Origin of the sequence: Acidovorax sp. Root275, from assembly GCF_001428965.1 — a bacterium.
Lineage (GTDB): Bacteria > Pseudomonadota > Gammaproteobacteria > Burkholderiales > Burkholderiaceae_C > Acidovorax > Acidovorax radicis.
The window spans coordinates 1-17038 of sequence record NZ_LMJH01000009.1; the positions used below are offsets into that span (position 1 = coordinate 1).

Here is a 17038-nt window from a genome sequence, read left to right on the forward strand (position 1 = left end):
CCCTGCATTTCTGCAGAACCGCCTCAGTAGCGAAGCCCTCGACTATAGCACTAGTTTTAGGGGGTTAAAAAGATCTGGCTGCAAAAATCCAGAAGGCTATGGGGCAGAGGCTGTCATTGCAGCCTCCAGGGCATCGATGAACAAGGAAGCGACATCGCACCCCGTCTGGTCAAAGATCTCCTGAAAGCAGGTTGGGCTGGTGACATTGATCTCGGTGACGCAGTCGCCGATCACATCCACTCCTGCCAACAGCAGGCCCCGCGCCTGCAGCACTGGCCCCAATGCGTTGCCGATCTCCCAGTCCCGCGCCGAAAGCGGCTTCGCCACGCCCTTGCCCCCTGCAGCCAGATTGCCCCGCACCTCACTGCCTTGTGGGATGCGCGCCAGGCAAAAGGACACCGGTTTTCCGCCAATGATGAGAACGCGCTTGTCCCCTTCGGTGATCTCAGGCAAGAACTTTTGAACCATGACGCTCTGCGCGCCGTGGCGGTTCAGGGTTTCGGTGATGCTTCCCAAGTTGAGCCCATCCGGGCCCACGCGGAAGATTCCCATGCCGCCCATGCCGTCGAGCGGCTTGAGAATAATGTCCCCGTGCTCCGCATGAAAACGCTGGATGTCTGCGGCATCCCGTGTCACCAGGGTGGGGCCGATGAATTCCGGGAACTCCATGATCGCCAGTTTCTCCGGATGATCGCGAAGCGCCCGGGGCTTGTTGAACACACGGGCGCCGTCGCGCTCGGCCTGCTCCAGCAGATGTGTGGCATAGAAATACTCGCTGTCAAAAGGCGGGTCCTTGCGCATCAGCACCGCATCGAACCCCGCCAGGGGCGCACTGTGCACGGGCTGCGCGGTGTACCACTGCACCGGGTCTCCCGTCAGTTGGATGTCGCACACGCGGGCCGTCACCTTGCTGCCACGCTGCCAGGTGATGTGTTGCGGCTCGCACACCGACAGGGTATGTCCGCGCCGCTGGGCCTCGCGCATCATGGCGAAGGTCGTGTCCTTGTAGATCTTGAAGCTTTGCAGGGGATCGGCAATGAAGAGCAATTTCATGGTGTCGGGTCAGAAAGGTGCGCAGGCGCTGCCAATGGCAGATCACTTGCTGACAAAGAAAGAGATTTGGGTGCGGCGCATGCAAGGCGCCACGTGCCTCACGCTGGTGAACGCCTGTACTGTTGCACAAATAGCGCAAAGCTGCCGGCGACCACGCCCCAGAAGGCCGATCCGACTCCGGCGATCACGACCCCGCTGAGGGTCACCAGAAACGTAACCAATGCGGCCTCACGGTGCGACTCGTCGCGCAGGGCTACCGCCAGGCCATTGCCAATCGTGCCCAGCAAGGCAAGCCCCGCGATCGCCACCACCAGTTCCTTGGGAAACGCTGTCAGCAAACCCGTGATCACCGCGCCAAACAAGCCAATCGCTATATATAAGGCACCACAGCACACGGCTGCCACATAACGCCGACGGCGGTCCTCATGTGCCTCGGGGCCCATGCACATCGCGGCGGTGATAGCGCTGAAATTCAGCGCGAAGGCGCCAAACGGCGCCAGGACCAGGGTGGCGAGTCCCGTCAGCGTAATCAGGCGGGAGACAGGAAGGTCGTAGCCCGAGGCGCGGATCACCGCCACCCCGGGCAGGTTCTGCGACGCCATCGTGACCACAAAAAGGGGGATGGCCAGGCTGATGGTGGCGGCAAGACTGAACTGAGGGGCCGTGAATACCGGCATGGCCAGCTCCAGGTGTACGGCGGACCATGCCATCTGTCCTTGCAGGGCCACGAACACCACGGCCACCGCCAGCGTGATGACCACGGCATAGCGTGCGGCGAACTTGCGCGAGAACAGGTACACGACCAACATGGTCAACACGAGCGGCAATGCCGTCTGGGCAGCGGCAAACGCCTGCAGGCCGAAGCGCGCCAGCACACCGGCCAGCAAGGCGGCAGCGATCTCCATGGGGATGCGGCCCATCGCGCGCTCGAACCAGCGTGTCACGCCCACCAGGATGATGAGTGCAGCACTGACCATGAAAGCCCCCACCGCTTCGCCCATGTGGAAGCCACCCGCCAGGCCGGCGGTGGCCAGCACGGCCGCACCGGGCGTGGACCAGGCCACCATGACGGGCTGGCGCAGAACGAGCGAAGGCACCAGGGAGCACAAGCCCATGCCCAGACCCAGCGCCCACATCCAGGATGTGACCTGAGCCGGGGTGGCACCAAACGCCTGTGCGGCCTGGAACACGATGGCCACCGAGCTCGTGAAGCCCACCAGCACTGCCACGAACCCCGCAGTGAACGCCGACAGGCTCAAGTCTTTAAAAAATTGCATGGACGGGATTCTGGCACCGCGCCACCGCAGGCCACCCAGTGCATGCCTCGCGAAGCAAACATCCGAATTGCTACATATTTAATAGCAAATAACGCTTTATAGATAAGCGCCAGGCCTCAAAAGCCCACTAACTCTCTCAGATCTCGATCTTGGACCCGAGTTCGACCACGGCGTTGTTGGGCAGGTGCAGGAAGTCCGCAGCGCCGCTCGCGTTGTGGTGCATCTGGGCGAACAGCTTCTCGCGCCAAGGGGCCATGCCACCACCCATGGTGGGGATGACCGTATCGCGCGAGAGGAAATAGCTGGTGGTCATGGGCTCCAGTTCGCAGCCCCGCCCCCGCAACAACTCCAGCGCACGCGGCACGTCGGGGTCGTTCTTGAAGCCGTAGTGGATGACAACCTGCCAGCAATCGTGGCCCAGCGGCTCGACCTGCAGCCGTTTGTCCATCCCGATCCAGGGAGTTTCATGGTTGTGGACCGTCACGAACAGGTTCTGCTGGTGGAGCACCTTGTTGTGCTTGAGGTTGTGCAGCAGCGCATTGGGCACGGCGCCCACGTCGGCGGTGAGGAAGACGGCCGTTCCGTCCACCCGGGTCGGGGGGCTGATGAACACCGACTCCAGAAAGTCCTTGAGGTCGATGGCATCCGCACGCAGCTTGTCATTGAGCAGCCTGCGCCCTTCCTTCCAGGTCATCATCAAAGAGAACACGATGCCGCCGATCAGCAGCGGGAACCAGCCGCCCTGGAACAGCTTGAGCAGATTGGACGCGAAGAACGCCAGGTCCACCACGAAGAAACACCCCGTGGCCGCGATGCACAGCGCCAGCGGGTAACCCCAGCCATAACGGATCACGAAAAACGTCAGCGTGGTGGTGATCAGCATGTCCAGCGTCACGGCGATGCCATAGGCCGCGGCCAGATTGCTGGACGAGCGGAACATCACCACGGCCAGCACGATGGCGGCAAACAGCCCCCAATTGACCAGCGGTATGTAAATCTGCCCCGTGTCGCGCACGCTGGTGTGCTGGATGTTCAGGCGCGGCAAATAGCCCAATTGGATGACCTGCTTGGTCACGCTGAACGCGCCGGTGATAAGGGCCTGCGATGCGATCACCGTGGCCATGGTCGCCATGATGACCAGCGGGACCAGCGCCCAGTCGGGTGCCATCATGTAGAACGGGTTCTTGACCGCCTCGGGCTCGGCCAGCAGCAGCGCCCCCTGGCCAAAGTAGTTCAGCGTGAGCGCCGGCATTGCCACGCCAAACCAGGCCAGGCGGATGGGGCGCTTTCCAAAGTGGCCCAGATCGGCATAGAGGGCCTCGGCTCCGGTCACGCACAGCACCACCGCGCCCAGGATGATGAAGCTGGTGCCCGGATGGGCCCACATGAAACCGAGCGCATGGTGTGGACTCAGCGCCCAGAGGATCTCGGGGTGGCCGACGATGTGGGAGACCCCCAGCAAGGCAATGGTGGCGAACCACACCAGGGTGATGGGTCCGAAGAACTTGCCAATGCCACTCGTCCCGCGCTTTTGGACCGCAAAGAGGCAAAACAGCACGACCAGGGTGATGGGAATCACATACTGCTTGAAGTGGGGAGAGACCACTTCCAGCCCTTCCACCGCCGACAGCACCGAAATGGCGGGCGTGATGACGCCGTCGCCATAAAAAAGAGAGGTCCCGAAGATCCCCACCGCCAGCAATACGCCGCGCAGCCGGGGCTTGTCTTTGACCGCCTGCGACGCCAGCGCCAGCATGGCGATGAGGCCGCCCTCGCCGTGGTTGTCGGCGCGCAGCACCAGCACCACGTACTTCAGCGAAACAATGACCGTGAGCGTCCAGAAGAAAATCGAGAGGATGCCGTAGATATTGGCTGGGGTGAACGGCACATGGCCGGACCCGAAGACCTCCTTGATGGCATACAGCACGCTGGTGCCGATATCGCCATACACAACACCGATGGCGCCCAGCGTGAGCGCTGCGAGCGATGACTTGGAGCTTTGCACTGACCGCCCCCGGGCGCAGGGCCAGACGGGGTTCCGTTACTTTTGGGAACGCTATTGTGCGCCTGAGCCAGATCAAGTGCCTGGGGGCATCTCTCCATGTTGCAACGCAGCAACTCGCCCTTGGCAGCCGGGCATAGACATGGCAGGCCTCCCCGACGTCGCACATTTCAAGGTACCCAAAACGCTGCACCTTGCCTATGTAATTGGTGCGATCAGACAAAGAGACGCCAAGCAAGAACCACCCCGCTGCAAGAGGGTTGTCCCTTCAGCGGGGGGCTCCCATTCAGTCGTACACCTCAGCGTCCGGGTTGGTGGCCTCCAGCTCGTAGCTGGCCGCCAGCATCGCAAGGCGCGCCACCACGCCATACATATAGAAGCGGTTGGGCGCACTCACCCCGGGACGCATGCCGGGCTGGGGCATATGGGTGCTGTGCTCGAAGGCAAGGGGCACAAAACTTGCGCCCGGGGCGTTCAGGTTCTCATCCACGCCGCGCTCGGCGTGCATGCGATAGAAGCCGCCCACCACGTAGCGGTCCATCATGTAGACCACGGGTTCGGCCACGGCCTCGTGCACCCGTTCCTGCGTCAGCACGCCCTCCTGGATGATGAGGTCGGTGACCGGCTGGCCGTCCTTGATGACCGCCATCTTGTTCTTGGTCTTGCGGTTGACCGCGTCCAGTTCCTTGGCGTCGCGCACGGTCATGATGCCCATGCCGTAGGTGCCGTTGTTGGCCTTGACGATGACGAAGGGCTTCTCGTTGATGCCGTATTCCTTGTACTTGCGGCGCACCTTGGTCAGCAGCGCATCCACCGTGGTCTGCAGCTTGTCCATGCCTTTGTCCTCGGCAAAGTCCACGCCGTCGCACTGGCTGTACATGGGGTTGACGAGCCAGGGGTCGATGCCCAGCATCTTGCCGAAGCGCTTGGCCACCTCTTCGTAGTTCTTGAAGTGGGTGCTCTTTCGGCGCACGCTCCAGCCCGCGTGCAGCGGGGGCAGCAGGTACTGCTCGTGGATGTCTTCCAGGATGCCCGGCGGGCCGGCCGACAGGTCGTTGTTCAGCAGGATGGTGCAGGGGTCGAAGTCCTTGAGGCCCAGCCGGCGCTTGGTGCGCACCACGGGCTCCAGGGTCACCGTGTCGCCGTTGGGCAACTCGATCAGCGTGGGCTTCTTGATCTCGGGGCTGATGGAGCCCACGCGCACGTTCAGGCCCGCCATGTTGAAGATGCGCTGCAGCTGCACCACATTGGCCAGGTAGAAGGTGTTGCGCGTGTGGTTTTCCGGAATGATCAGCAGGTTGCGCGCCTCGGGGCAGATCTTCTCGATGGCGGCCATGGCGGCCTGCACGGCCAGGGGCAGCATCTCCTTGGTCAGGTTGTTCCAGCCGCCAGGAAACAGATTGGTGTCCACGGGCGCAAGCTTGAAACCTGCATTGCGGATATCCACGGAGGTGTAGAACGGCGGCGTGTGCTCCATCCACTCCAGCCGGAACCAGCGTTCGATGGCGGGCATCGAGTCGAGAACGCGCTGTTCGAGTTCGTTGATCGGCCCGGTCAGAGCCGTGATGAGATGCGGAACCATGGGGAGCCTTCAGAGGAGACGGGAACGATTGCAATCCATTGTAGGGTTGGGGCGTGACAGGGCCTTCGCAAGTCCGACCAACCGCTTTTTCGGAGGCTCCGGGCTCAGCGCCGCCAGAACGCCGGGGTGAGCAGGGCCATGAAGCTCAGGATTTCCAACCGCCCGAGCAGCATGCCCAAGGTGCACACCCAGATCTGAAAATCAGTCAGCACCGCATAGTTGGACGCGGGCCCCACGCTGCCCAGGCCCGGCCCCGCGCAGTTCACGCTAGCCAGCACCACCGAAAATGCCGTCACCGGGTCCAAGTCGGTCAGCAGCATCACCATGCTGAGCCCGAAGACCGTGCCGCCATAGACCAGCATGAAGGCCAGCACCGAAAAGATCACGCGGTTGTCCACCACGGCGTCGCCCAGCCGCACGGGCTGCACGGCACGCGGGTGCACCAGTCGATTCATCTCGCGGCGCGCCTGCTTGACGAGGATGAGCATGCGCACCATCTTGATCCCCCCGCCCGTCGACCCGGCACTGGTGGCCACGCCCGACAGCAGCAGCATGAACACGGGCGCGAACACCGGCCAGGCCAGGTAGTCCACCGTGGCATAGCCGGTGGTGGTGGCCAGCGACACCAGGTTGAACATGCCGTGGCGCAATGCCTCCAGCGGCGCATACACACCCTTGGCCCACAACAGCAGCGCCACCACCAGCCCGCCGCCGATGAGCGCAAACTGCGTGGCGCGCAGTTCCGGGTCACGCCAGAAACCGCCCCAATGGCCCTTGCGAAACGCCACAAAGTACAGCGCAAAGTTGCAGCTGGCCACCAGCATGAAAAAGATGCAGATCGCCTCCAGCAGCGGCGACTGGAAGTAGCCAAAGCTCAGGTCGTGCGACGACAGCCCGCCCAGGCTCACGGTGGTGAACATGTGCATCAGCGCATCCAGCGGCGCCATGCCCCCGGCCCAGTAGGCCAGGCCACACAGCACCGAAAACAGCGCATACACGCCCCACAGTCCCTTGGCCGTGCCGGTCATGCGCGGCGTGAGCTTGGTGTCCTTCAATGGCCCCGCCGCCTCGGCCTTGAACAGCTGGCTGCCGCCCACGCCCAGCAAGGGCAGCACGGCCACGGCCAGGACCAGGATGCCCATGCCGCCCATCCACTGCAGGAAAGTGCGCCACACATTCACCGAAACCGGCATGGCATCCAGGCCCGCGAGCACGGTGGAGCCGGTGGTGGTGAGCCCCGACACCGCCTCGAAATAGGCGTGCGTGAACGACAGCGGATGCCCGGTGTGGTGCCCCGCCAGCATCAGCGGCAACGCGGCCGACAGGGGCAGCAGCATCCACACCAGCGAGACCAGCATCACGCCATGGCGCGGTTGCAGCTCTTGCCGAAACAGCCGCAGCCGCCACCACAGCCATGCGCCCGCCAGCAGCGTGGCGCCCATGGCCAGCGGGTACACATGCCAGACGCCGTCGCGCGTCCACAGCGACACCGCCAGCGGCAGCCCCATGGACAGGGAAAAGATCATCACCAGGATGCCCAGCACGCGCAGAACGGGAAACATGTCCGTCATGACGGGCCCCCTTGGTCCATGGCAGCCGACATCGCATACAGCCGTCGATACTGGCGCAGCCCAGGGGAGGGCCGCCGCGCAAGGGCCGCCCCGCCGCGCTGGCGGCGTCCCCTTGCCCGCAGCGCGCAGCGCCGCGAGAGCGGGGGGAAGGCGCGAAGCGACTCAGGGGGGTGCATCAAAAGAAAGTCGCGCTCACGCGGAAGAGTTTTTCCACGTCACGCACCAGCCGCTTGTTGGGCAGGAAGAACACCACGTGGTCATTGCTCTCGATCACCGTCGCGCTGCGCGGGATGATGACCTCGGGCTCGCGCAGGCTGGCGGTGGCAGTGCCTGTGGCGTCCAATGCGTCCGGCAGCCCGCGCACGATCAGGCCGATGTGCACATCGCGCGGCAACTGCAGATCACTCACCTTGCGGCCCACCACGCGCGAGCTTTTGCGGTCGCCGCGCGCCACGATCTCCAGCGCCTCGGCCACGCCCCGGCGCAGGCTGTGCACCGCCTGCACGTCGCCCTGGCGCACATAGGCCAGCAGCTCGCCCAGCATGGCCTGCGCGGGCGACAGCGCAATGTCGATCTGCGTGCCGTGCATCAGGTCGGCATAGCTGCGGCGGTTGATGAGGGCGAGCACGCGGCTCGCGCCCATGCGCTTGGCCAGCAGGCAGGACATGATGTTGTCTTCGTCGTCGTCGGTGAGCGCAAGGAACAGGTCCACCTCCTCGATGCCCTCGTCACCCAGCAGGTCCTCGTCGGTGGTGTCGCCCTGCAGCACCAGCACGTCGGACGGCAAGGCCGACGCCAGCTCCACGCAGCGGTCCGCGTGGTCTTCGATGATCTTGATGTGAAAGCGCCCACCCGTCTGGCTGAGCTGGCGCGCCAGCCGCAGGCCCACGCGGCCACCGCCCGCAATCATGATGCGGCGCACGGGCTGGGGCTGCTGTGCGGCGGGGCGGTGCAAGGCCGCCAGCACCTGGGCGATGTGCTCGTGCGCCGCCAGCACAAACACCTCGTCGCCCGGCTCGATGCGGGTGGCGCCGTCGCAGGCGATGAAGCGGTCGGGCTCGTCGGCAAAACGGCGGTAGATGGCCACCATGCGCATCGCCATCTCGGGCGCGCGCTCGCGCAGCTCGCCAATCGTGGGGCCCACCATGGGCGCGCCGGGCCGGGCCCGGCCCGACACCAGGCAGGCGCGGCCACCGGCAAACTCGCGCACCTGCATGGCCTCGGGGTAGTCGATGAGCTTGCCGATGTAGCGGGTGAGTGATTCTTCGGGGCAGATGATGCGGTCCACCGCAAAACCCTCGGGCCCCACCAGCCGGTCGTCGCCCTGAAAGCCGCTGGAGCGCACCCGCGCAATGCGCTTGGGGATGTTGAACAGCAGCTGCGCAATCTTGCAGCACACCAGATTGGTCTCGTCCTGCGCGGCGCAGGCGATCAGCAGGTCGGTGTCCTCGGCACCCGCCTCGGCCAGCACGGCGGGCTCGATGCCATTGCCCACCACCCCGCGCAGGTCAAAGCGCGACTCCAGGTCGCGCAGGCGCGCGGCGTCGGTGTCGATCACCGTGATGTCGTTGCGCTCCGACACCAGGCTGTCTGCCACGCTCTGGCCCACACGGCCCGCGCCGAGGATGATGATTTTCATAGAAAAATTGGGCCTCTGCGCGCGACTAATATGCGTTAATAGCTATCAAATAGATAGCAAATCAACCCCGCACCTCGCCTTCGCCCAGCACCACGTACTTGAGCGAGGTCAGCCCCTCGATGCCCACCGGCCCACGCGCGTGGAATTTGTCGGTGCTGATGCCGATCTCGGCGCCCAGCCCGTACTCGAAGCCATCGGCGAACCGCGTGCTCGCATTCACCATCACGCTGGCCGAATCCACCTCGCGCAGGAAGCGCTGGGCGTGCATGTGGTCACGCGTCAGGATGGCGTCGGTGTGGTGGCTCGAATAGTGGTTGATGTGGGCAATGGCCTCGTCCACACCGGCCACCACCTTCACGCTGATGATCGGGGCCAGGTATTCCTCGCTCCAGTCCTGCTCGGTGGCGGGCACCAGCTGGGCACCAGGCACCGAGGCCAGGATGGCCAGCGACTCGGGGCAGCCGCGCATCTCCACGCCCTTGGCGGCATAGACGGCGCCAATCTTCGGCAGAAATTCCGCCGCCACACCACGCGCCACCAGCAGGCCTTCGCTCGCGTTGCAGGGGCTGTACTTGTTCGTCTTGGCGTTGTCCGCCACCTTCACCGCCATGGCGATGTCGCAGGGGTCGTCCACGTACGTGTGGCAGTTGCCGTCCAGGTGCTTGATCACGGGCACCTTGGCATCGCGGCTGATGCGCTCGATCAGCCCCTTGCCGCCGCGCGGAATGATCACGTCCACGAACTGCGGCATGGTGATGAGCTGGCCCACGGCCTCGCGGTCGGTGGTCTGAACCAGTTGCACCGCGTCCTGCGGAAGGCCCGCCTCGGCCAGCGCCTGCTGCACCAGCTTGGCCAGCGCCTTGTTGGAGTCGATGGCCTCCGAGCCGCCCCGCAGGATGCAAGCATTGCCGCTCTTGATGGACAGCGACGCGGCCTCGATGGTCACGTTGGGCCGGCTCTCGTAGATCATGCCGAACACGCCGATCGGCACGCGCATCTGGCCCACGCGGATGCCGCTGGGCTGCTGTTTCATGCCCAGGATCTCGCCAATGATGTCGGGCATGGCGGCCAGCTGCTCACAGCCTTCGGCGCAGGTTTCCAGCACCTTGGGGCTGAGTTTCAGGCGGTCGACCATCGGCTCGGCCAGGCCTGCGGCGCGGGCGCGCTCCAGATCGCGGGCGTTGTCCACCTGCAGCGCATCCACGTTCTCGCGCAGCAGGCGGGCCAGGGCCTTCAATGCTTTGTTTTTGATAGCTGCTGGCGCTTTGGCCATCAGCGCTGAGGCCGTTTTTGCCTGAAATCCGAGGGTGTGCGTGTATTCAGCAACGTTAAGGGCATTCATTGGGCGATTTTGCCGCAGATGCCCATCGCGGGCTGCATTCGCCTTTTATGGGCGGCCCTTTGCCAGCCGGGCGCCCCCATTGCCCACGCTGACGCCGCAAGGCGCACTTGTCCCACAGCCTGCCGAACGCAGGATTCCTAGCATGGCGGCTTCTGCCCACTTTTAGGAACTCCCATGAGCGTCGCCAAAGTTATTGAAATCAGCGCCACCAGCGAAACCAGTTTCGAGGACGCCATGAACCAAGGCATTGCACGGGCGTGCGACACCATTGACAACGTGCGCGGCGCATGGATCAAGGAACAGCAGGTCTCCATCGAAGGCGGCCGCATCACGAGCTACCGGGTGAACATGCAGGTCACTTTCGTACTCGCCGACAAATAATCAACGAATTGCTGGGTCAGCGGGCACCAGGCCCGCGATCCGGCGGACCGGCTTTTTCGCCGCCCGGCGGAGATAATTCGGCGCATGTCGAATGCCGCCCTTCAATTGCACGCGCTGGACACCTCCCTGGTGGCCCTGCAGCGCGGTGACGTCCGTCCTGCCACCTTCAGCGCCGAAGCCCGTGCGCAGACTGCGCTCCTTGCAGCACTACCGCCCCGTTATGCAACCGTGCTGCATGACCTGCTGGACCGACTCGAATCCAGTGCACTCTTCTCCGAAGAAAGCTGCTCGTTCAGCCAGAAAGACTTGCTCGACAGTTTGCGGATGTGGGTGGACAAGGCGCGCGGGGTGCTGGAGCAGCCTTGAGCCACACGCCTGGATGCGGTCAAAAACTACTTATTTGATAGCTACCAGCGCTTACCAGATAAGCGCCAGGGGCCAAAAAATGCCAAAACCCTGACGCCCAACGATGGGGCTTAGCGTGCCGCCTGCGTCAGGCGACACAGCTGAAACGCCAGCCGCTGCAGCGCCTGCCAGCCATCGGTCGGCCAATCGGGCTGCTTGAGACCTTTGACAATGCCATCGACCGTGTGGGCCGACTGCAGCAGCCGCGCCAGGGCGGCGTCGCTGGCCTTGGGCAGGATGCGCTCGAACAATCGCTCCTTGGGGCCCCAGATGCGGTTCTCGCGCAGGGCCATGGGCAGGGGGCGTCCCGCGTTCATGGCGTCTTTCACGCGCTTCAAGGCCCGGATGTCTTCGGCCAGCGCCCAGTGCACCAGCACCTCGGCCTCGCCTTCGGCCTGCAGGCCATCGAGCATGCGCTGCACGCGGCCCGTTTGCCCGGCGAGCACCGATTCGGAGAGCTTGAACACATCGTAGCGGGCCACGTTGAGCACGGCGGCTTCGACCTGGGCCTGCGTCAGTTCACCCGCCGGATGCAGCAGGGCCAGTTTTTGGATCTCCTGGTGTGCGGCCAGCAGGTTGCCCTCCACGCGGTCGGCAAAAAACTGCAGCGTGCGCTGGCCCTCCTCGCCCGCCACCACACGCTGGCCCTGGGCGGCCAGGCGCTGGGCAATCCACTGCGGCAACATGCCGCGCTCGATGGGGTCGATCTGGATCGAGGTGCCGCTGGACTCAAGCGCCGCAAACCAGGCCCCGGTGCGTGTGGCCTTGTCCAGGCGCGGCAGCATCACCAGCGTGAGCGTGCTGTCGTTGCCCTTGGCGGATTCAGCAATCTGCTGCAGCGCCACGCTGCCATCCTTGCCGGGCTTGCCCGAGGGGATGCGGATCTCGACGATCTGCTTGTCGGCAAACAAACTCAAACTGCCGCCCGCAGCCAGCACGGCGCTCCAGTCAAAGTGAGCACCTGCTACCGTGTACGAAGTCCGTTCGGTATAACCCTGGGCACGGGCCGTGGCGCGGATGGTGTCGGCCGCCTCCTGCTGCAGCAAGGGTTCGTCGCCGTGCAGCACGTAAAGCGGCGACAGGCCCCGTTGAAGATGCGGTGAGAGTTGGGCCAGGGCGACTTGCATGCGGCAAAGTTTATCGCCTTGCCACGCGGCCCCTTGCACAAACTGCCAGGCTCTCCCCACACAGTGCGCGATGGAGGCCACGGACTGATCAGCTCTTTTACTGTTCATTGGCGCCCAAAGCCCCGAGAATTCTCCCGGGCGCCCGCGCCCGCACCACCCGCATCGATCCCCTAGCCCTCTCCGAAAGCCCTTGCACCATGCCCCCCACAGCCCTGCGCAGCGCCCAGCCCACCAGCCTGATCGGCGCCCCCACCGACATCGGCGCCGGGGCGCGCGGCGCCTCGATGGGGCCCGAGGCCCTGCGTGTGGCGGGACTGCAGGCGGCGCTGGAATCGCACGGGCTGCAGGTATTCGACCGGGGCAACTTGAGTGGCCCAGCCAACCCCTGGCTACCGCCCGTGGATGGCTACCGCCACCTGCCTGAGGTGGTGGAATGGAACCAGCGCGTGTTCGATGCGGTGTATGCCGAGTTGCAGCTGGGCCACCTGCCCATCCTGCTGGGCGGCGACCACTGCCTGGGCCTGGGCAGCATCGGTGCCGTGGCGCGCTACTGCGCAGAGGCGGGCAAAAAACTGCGCGTGCTGTGGCTCGATGCCCATGCCGACTTCAACACCAGCGCGCTGACCCCCAGCGGCAATGTGCACGGCATGCCCGTGGCCTGCCTGTGTGGTTTTGGCCCCGAGGCGCTGACCGGGCTGGCCCAGATGCCGGGGGGTGGCGCCGCATTGCGCCCCGACCAGATCCGCCAGATCGGCATCCGCAGCGTCGATGCGGGCGAAAAACGCTTCGTGCACGAGCAGGGTCTGGAAGTCTTCGACATGCGCTACATCGACGAGGTGGGCATGCGCCAGACCATGCAGCAGGCGCTGGCCGGGCTGGACGCCCAGACCCATCTGCATGTGAGCTTTGATGTGGATTTTCTGGACCCCGACATCGCGCCCGGCGTGGGCACCACGGTGCCTGGCGGCCCTACCTACCGCGAGGCGCAGCTGTGCATGGAGATGATTGCCGACAGTGGGCGCCTGGCGTCGCTGGACATTGTGGAACTCAACCCCGCGCTCGATGTGCGCAACCGCACGGCCGTGCTGGCGGTGGACCTGGTCGAGTCGCTGTTTGGCAAGAGCACGCTGATGCGGACATCCCCCTGAGCGGCTGCGCCGCCGCCCAGTGCTGGCCGCCAGCGGCAGCAGCTCTTCTCTCATATCGCTGCGCGATGCGGGAAGGGAGACGATGTCCTCGCCTGTGCCTCGCCCGTCGCCGGCGCCCGGCACGGCGCTATCGCTGCAAGCTGCACCGCAGTGCACTACCGACAGGAGGCCACAGCCCCACGCCCTGGGCTCAGCGCTTTGCGGCAGCCAGGCGGCGCATGAGCTGCTGCACCAGGTCGGTCCGCATGTCGCGGTACAGCAGCGCCTCTTCGGCCTCCTTGGCCAGGGCGATGGTTTCGTTGTAGCTGATGTCGCGCTGCTGCAGCAGTTCGGTCTCGGGAATCAGTTCGGCACCTGCCGGGGTGCGCAGCCGGAACCTGATGCGCAGGCGCAGCTGCAGTTCGCGCACCTGGCCGGACGCGTTGAGCCCCACCACGGCGCGCTCCTGCTGCTCCTGCAGCAGGTCCAGGATGGCCTGGGCGGTGGGCATGGACGCCGGGTCGCGCAGCAGCTGCAACTTGCCGCCCGAACCCTCCAGCGTGCGCTGCAGCTCCCGCGCGAGGGGCGAGCCTGCAGGCGCCGCGATGTAGAGCGAGTCAAACCCGAACTCGGGCACGCCCCGCAGCCGAAAGCCGCAGGCGGACATCAGGGCCACGGGCGCGAGGGAAAGCAGTGTGCGCTTGTTCATGACGGTTACACGACCACGTTCACGAGGCGACCGGGCACCACGATGACGCGCTTGGGCACCGCGCCTGCAGCCTGGGCCACAAACGCCTCGCTGGCCAGGGCAATCCGTTCGATCTCGGCCTTGTCGGCCTGCGCAGGCACATGGATGGAGCCACGCAGCTTGCCGTTGACCTGCAGCATGAGCTCGATCTCGTCCTGCACCAGCGCATGCGCGTCCACCTTGGGCCAGGGCGCGTCCAACAGGTCGCCCAGCTCGGCCGCATAGCCCAGGCCGCTCCAGAGGCTGTGGGCGACGTGGGGGGTGGCCGGGTACAGGCAGCGAAGCAGGATGCCAAAACCTTCGATCAGCGCCACCTGGGCGCCGGCCGAGTCGGTGGCCTTGAAGTCTTCGAGCGCGTTGATCATCTTCATCGCGCCCGAGACCACGGTGTTGTACTGCATGCGCTGGTAGTCGTAGTCCACCTGCTTGAGCACGGTGTGGATCTCCAGGCGCAGGGCCTTGGCTTCTTTGCCAAATTCGACCTCTTTCAGGCTGCTGGCGCTTGCCACGCTTGCGGTAGCCGCTTCCATATCCATAGCAGACAGCTTGAGCCCGAAGTTCCATACGCGGCGCAGGAATCGGTAGCTGCCCTCCACGGCCGCGTCGTTCCACTCCAGCGTGGCTTCGGGCGGGGCGGTGAACATGGTGTACAGGCGGGCCGTGTCGGCGCCGTACTTGGCGATCAGGTCCTGCGGATCGACACCATTGCGCTCGGTCTTGCCCATCTTGCCCACACCGCCGTATTCCAGCTGCAGGCCCTGGGGATACTGGCCTTCGGCCTCGGTCAGCCGGCCGCCCACGATCCGCCCCTGCGCATCCAGCACCTGCGTGACGGCTTCCGGCGGGAAGTAGTTCTTGCCACCCTTTTCATCGCGCCAGAAGTAGATGTGGTTGAGCACCATGCCCTGCGTGAGCAGCTTCGTGAAAGGCTCGTCCACCGTCACCAGGCCCAGGTCGCGCATGACCTTCGTCCAGAAGCGGGCGTACAGCAAGTGCAGGATGGCATGCTCAATACCGCCGATGTACTGGTCCATCCCGCTGCCGCCCTTGGCCGCCTGCGGATCGCGCATCCAGTAGGCCGTGCCGTCAGCCACCATCGCATCGTCGTTTTTGGGATCGCAATACCGCATGAAGTACCAGGAACTGTCCACGAAGGTGTCCATGGTGTCGGTTTCGCGGCGTGCGGCCTTGCCGCACACGGGGCAGGTCACACCGGCGTGGAAACCCTCGTGCTTGTGCAGCGGATTGCCCGAGCCATCGGGCACGCAGTCGGTGGGCAGCACCACCGGCAGATCCTTCTCGGGCACGGGCACGGCACCGTGTTCATCGCAATGGATGATGGGGATGGGCGTGCCCCAATAGCGCTGGCGGCTCACGCCCCAATCGCGCAGGCGCCAGGTGGTCTTGGTCTCGCCCAGGCCCTTGGCCTGCAGAGCGTGGGCCACGGCCGCCACGGCCTCCTTGTAGTGCAGACCGCTGAAGCTGTCGGAGTTGATGGTGACACCGCGCTGTTTGTCGCCGTACCAGTCGTTCCACTGGTGGTAGTCGAAGTGCTCGCCATCGACCAGCACCACCTGCTTGATCTCCAGGTCGTACTTGAGGGCGAAAGCAAAATCGCGCTCATCGTGCGCGGGTACGCCCATCACGGCGCCATCGCCGTAGCCCATCAGCACGTAGTTGCCCACCCAGACCTCGACCTGTTCTTCGGTCAGGGGGTGCGTGACAAACAGGCCCGTGGGTTGTCCCTTCTTTTCCTGCGTGGCCAGTTCGGCCTCGGTCGTGCCGCCGCTCTTGCACTCTTCGATGAAAGCTTTCAATGCAGGGTTGGTCTTGGCGGCATGGGTGGCCAGCGGGTGCTCGGGCGCCACGGCGCAGAAGGTCACGCCCATGATGGTGTCGGCGCGCGTGGTGAACACGTACATCTTGCCGTCGCCGATCAGCGCGCCGTCGTCACCGCGAATGTCGTGCGTGAAGGCAAAGCGCACGCCTTCACTCTTGCCGATCCAGTTCTCCTGCATCAGCTTCACGCGCTCGGGCCAGCCAGGCAGCTTGTCGCCGGTCACGAAATCAAGCAGCTCGTCGGCGTAGTCGGTGATCTTGAGGTAGTAGCCGGGGATCTCGCGCTTTTCCACCGTGGCACCAGTGCGCCAGCCCTTGCCGTCGATCACCTGCTCGTTGGCCAGCACGGTCTGGTCCACCGGGTCCCAATTCACGACCTGGGTCTTGCGGTAGGCAATGCCCTTTTCCAGCATCTTCAGGAACAGCCACTGGTTCCACTTGTAGTACGTAGGGTCGCAGGTGGCGACTTCGCGGCTCCAGTCGATGGCCAGGCCCATGGCCTGCATCTGCTGCTTCATGTACGCGATGTTCTCGTACGTCCACTTGGCGGGGGGCACGCCGTTTTTCAGCGCTGCGTTCTCGGCCGGCAGGCCGAAGGCGTCCCAGCCCATGGGCATCAACACGTTGTGGCCGTTCATGCGCAGGTAGCGCGTGAGCATGTCGTTGATGGTGTAGTTGCGCACATGGCCCATGTGCAGCTTGCCGCTGGGGTAGGGCAGCATTGAGCAGGCGTAGAACTTCTTCTTGTTGTTGTCTTCCGTCACGCGGTAGGCGTCGGTGGCGGTCCAGTGGTCGTGCGCGGCGCGCTCGACGTCTTGGGGGGAGTATTTGTCTTGCATGGGGGCTCGGGGGTGAGAGAGGGGTGTGGCCGCAGGGCCGCGCTGCGCAGATTTTAGGCTGTCAGGCACCGCATTTCGCGCCCACCGCCGCCAGTGGCCTGCGCAG

The 17038-nt window shown here is 64.8% G+C and carries 13 protein-coding genes; 3 read left to right on the forward strand and 10 right to left on the reverse strand.

What is annotated here, in order from left to right; all coding sequences use genetic code 11:
- Positions 1 to 96: 96 nt before the first annotated feature.
- From gshB to ASE52_RS15110, 7 genes are all read right to left on the reverse strand, one after another.
- Entirely contained in the window at positions 97 to 1053 is a 957-nt protein-coding gene (gshB, locus tag ASE52_RS15080; protein WP_057227291.1) for a glutathione synthase, read from the reverse strand.
- Positions 1054 to 1151: 98 nt separating this feature from the next.
- Entirely contained in the window at positions 1152 to 2330 is a 1179-nt protein-coding gene (locus tag ASE52_RS15085) for a benzoate/H(+) symporter BenE family transporter (RefSeq protein WP_057227293.1), read from the reverse strand.
- Positions 2331 to 2466: 136 nt separating this feature from the next.
- Positions 2467 to 4335: a potassium transporter Kup gene (locus ASE52_RS15090; protein ID WP_010464210.1), complete on the reverse strand. Its 1869-nt coding sequence runs from the start codon at positions 4333 to 4335 to the stop codon at positions 2467 to 2469.
- 283 nt (positions 4336 to 4618) lie between these two features.
- Positions 4619 to 5914, reverse strand: a complete 1296-nt coding sequence (gshA, locus tag ASE52_RS15095; protein WP_010464212.1) for a glutamate--cysteine ligase — start codon at positions 5912 to 5914, stop codon at positions 4619 to 4621.
- Between the two features lie 104 nt (positions 5915 to 6018).
- A complete protein-coding gene (locus ASE52_RS15100) occupies positions 6019 to 7485 on the reverse strand; it encodes a potassium transporter TrkG (protein ID WP_057227295.1) in 1467 nt (488 codons plus the stop codon).
- A gap of 175 nt (positions 7486 to 7660) precedes the next feature.
- The gene (gene trkA / locus ASE52_RS15105; RefSeq protein ID WP_057227297.1) at positions 7661 to 9124 is read right to left on the reverse strand and encodes a Trk system potassium transporter TrkA; all 1464 of its coding nucleotides are present in this window, start codon (positions 9122 to 9124) and stop codon (positions 7661 to 7663) included.
- Between the two features lie 61 nt (positions 9125 to 9185).
- On the reverse strand, positions 9186 to 10466 hold the full coding sequence (locus ASE52_RS15110; protein ID WP_057227298.1) for a glutamate-5-semialdehyde dehydrogenase: 1281 nt from the start codon (positions 10464 to 10466) through the stop codon (positions 9186 to 9188).
- Positions 10467 to 10640: 174 nt separating this feature from the next.
- Here ASE52_RS15110 and ASE52_RS15115 point away from each other — a divergent pair, with 174 nt between their 5' ends.
- A complete protein-coding gene (locus tag ASE52_RS15115) occupies positions 10641 to 10847 on the forward strand; it encodes a dodecin family protein (RefSeq protein ID WP_057227300.1) in 207 nt (68 codons plus the stop codon).
- Between the two features lie 84 nt (positions 10848 to 10931).
- Positions 10932 to 11213 (forward strand): hypothetical protein, encoded by a 282-nt coding sequence (locus tag ASE52_RS15120; protein WP_057227303.1) that lies wholly within the window; start codon positions 10932 to 10934, stop codon positions 11211 to 11213.
- Positions 11214 to 11323: 110 nt separating this feature from the next.
- Here the strand turns inward: ASE52_RS15120 and holA are convergent, their stop codons facing one another.
- A complete protein-coding gene (gene holA / locus ASE52_RS15125) occupies positions 11324 to 12379 on the reverse strand; it encodes a DNA polymerase III subunit delta (protein ID WP_010464225.1) in 1056 nt (351 codons plus the stop codon).
- A 197-nt stretch (positions 12380 to 12576) separates the two neighbouring features.
- On the opposite strand from holA, the gene rocF reads away from it, so the two are divergent.
- On the forward strand, positions 12577 to 13527 hold the full coding sequence (gene rocF, locus ASE52_RS15130; protein WP_010464227.1) for an arginase: 951 nt from the start codon (positions 12577 to 12579) through the stop codon (positions 13525 to 13527).
- Between the two features lie 190 nt (positions 13528 to 13717).
- Here rocF and lptE read toward each other — a convergent pair whose 3' ends face one another.
- On the reverse strand, positions 13718 to 14215 hold the full coding sequence (gene lptE, locus ASE52_RS15135) for an LPS assembly lipoprotein LptE (RefSeq protein ID WP_057227305.1): 498 nt from the start codon (positions 14213 to 14215) through the stop codon (positions 13718 to 13720).
- Positions 14216 to 14220: 5 nt separating this feature from the next.
- Complete coding sequence (leuS, locus tag ASE52_RS15140; RefSeq protein WP_057227307.1) at positions 14221 to 16932, reverse strand: leucine--tRNA ligase; 2712 nt, start codon at positions 16930 to 16932, stop codon at positions 14221 to 14223.
- Positions 16933 to 17038: the final 106 nt, after the last annotated feature.

Coding starts and splice junctions, on each gene's coding strand:
- gshB (WP_057227291.1), bottom strand. CDS start 1,053: ATGAAATTGCTCTTCATTGCCGATCCCCTGCAAAGCTTCAAGATCTAC.
- ASE52_RS15085 (WP_057227293.1), bottom strand. CDS start 2,330: ATGCAATTTTTTAAAGACTTGAGCCTGTCGGCGTTCACTGCGGGGTTC.
- gshA (WP_010464212.1), bottom strand. CDS start 5,914: ATGGTTCCGCATCTCATCACGGCTCTGACCGGGCCGATCAACGAACTC.
- ASE52_RS15100 (WP_057227295.1), bottom strand. CDS start 7,485: ATGACGGACATGTTTCCCGTTCTGCGCGTGCTGGGCATCCTGGTGATG.
- trkA (WP_057227297.1), bottom strand. CDS start 9,124: ATGAAAATCATCATCCTCGGCGCGGGCCGTGTGGGCCAGAGCGTGGCA.
- ASE52_RS15110 (WP_057227298.1), bottom strand. CDS start 10,466: ATGAATGCCCTTAACGTTGCTGAATACACGCACACCCTCGGATTTCAG.
- ASE52_RS15115 (WP_057227300.1), top strand. CDS start 10,641: ATGAGCGTCGCCAAAGTTATTGAAATCAGCGCCACCAGCGAAACCAGT.
- ASE52_RS15120 (WP_057227303.1), top strand. CDS start 10,932: ATGTCGAATGCCGCCCTTCAATTGCACGCGCTGGACACCTCCCTGGTG.
- holA (WP_010464225.1), bottom strand. CDS start 12,379: ATGCAAGTCGCCCTGGCCCAACTCTCACCGCATCTTCAACGGGGCCTG.
- rocF (WP_010464227.1), top strand. CDS start 12,577: ATGCCCCCCACAGCCCTGCGCAGCGCCCAGCCCACCAGCCTGATCGGC.
- lptE (WP_057227305.1), bottom strand. CDS start 14,215: ATGAACAAGCGCACACTGCTTTCCCTCGCGCCCGTGGCCCTGATGTCC.
- leuS (WP_057227307.1), bottom strand. CDS start 16,932: ATGCAAGACAAATACTCCCCCCAAGACGTCGAGCGCGCCGCGCACGAC.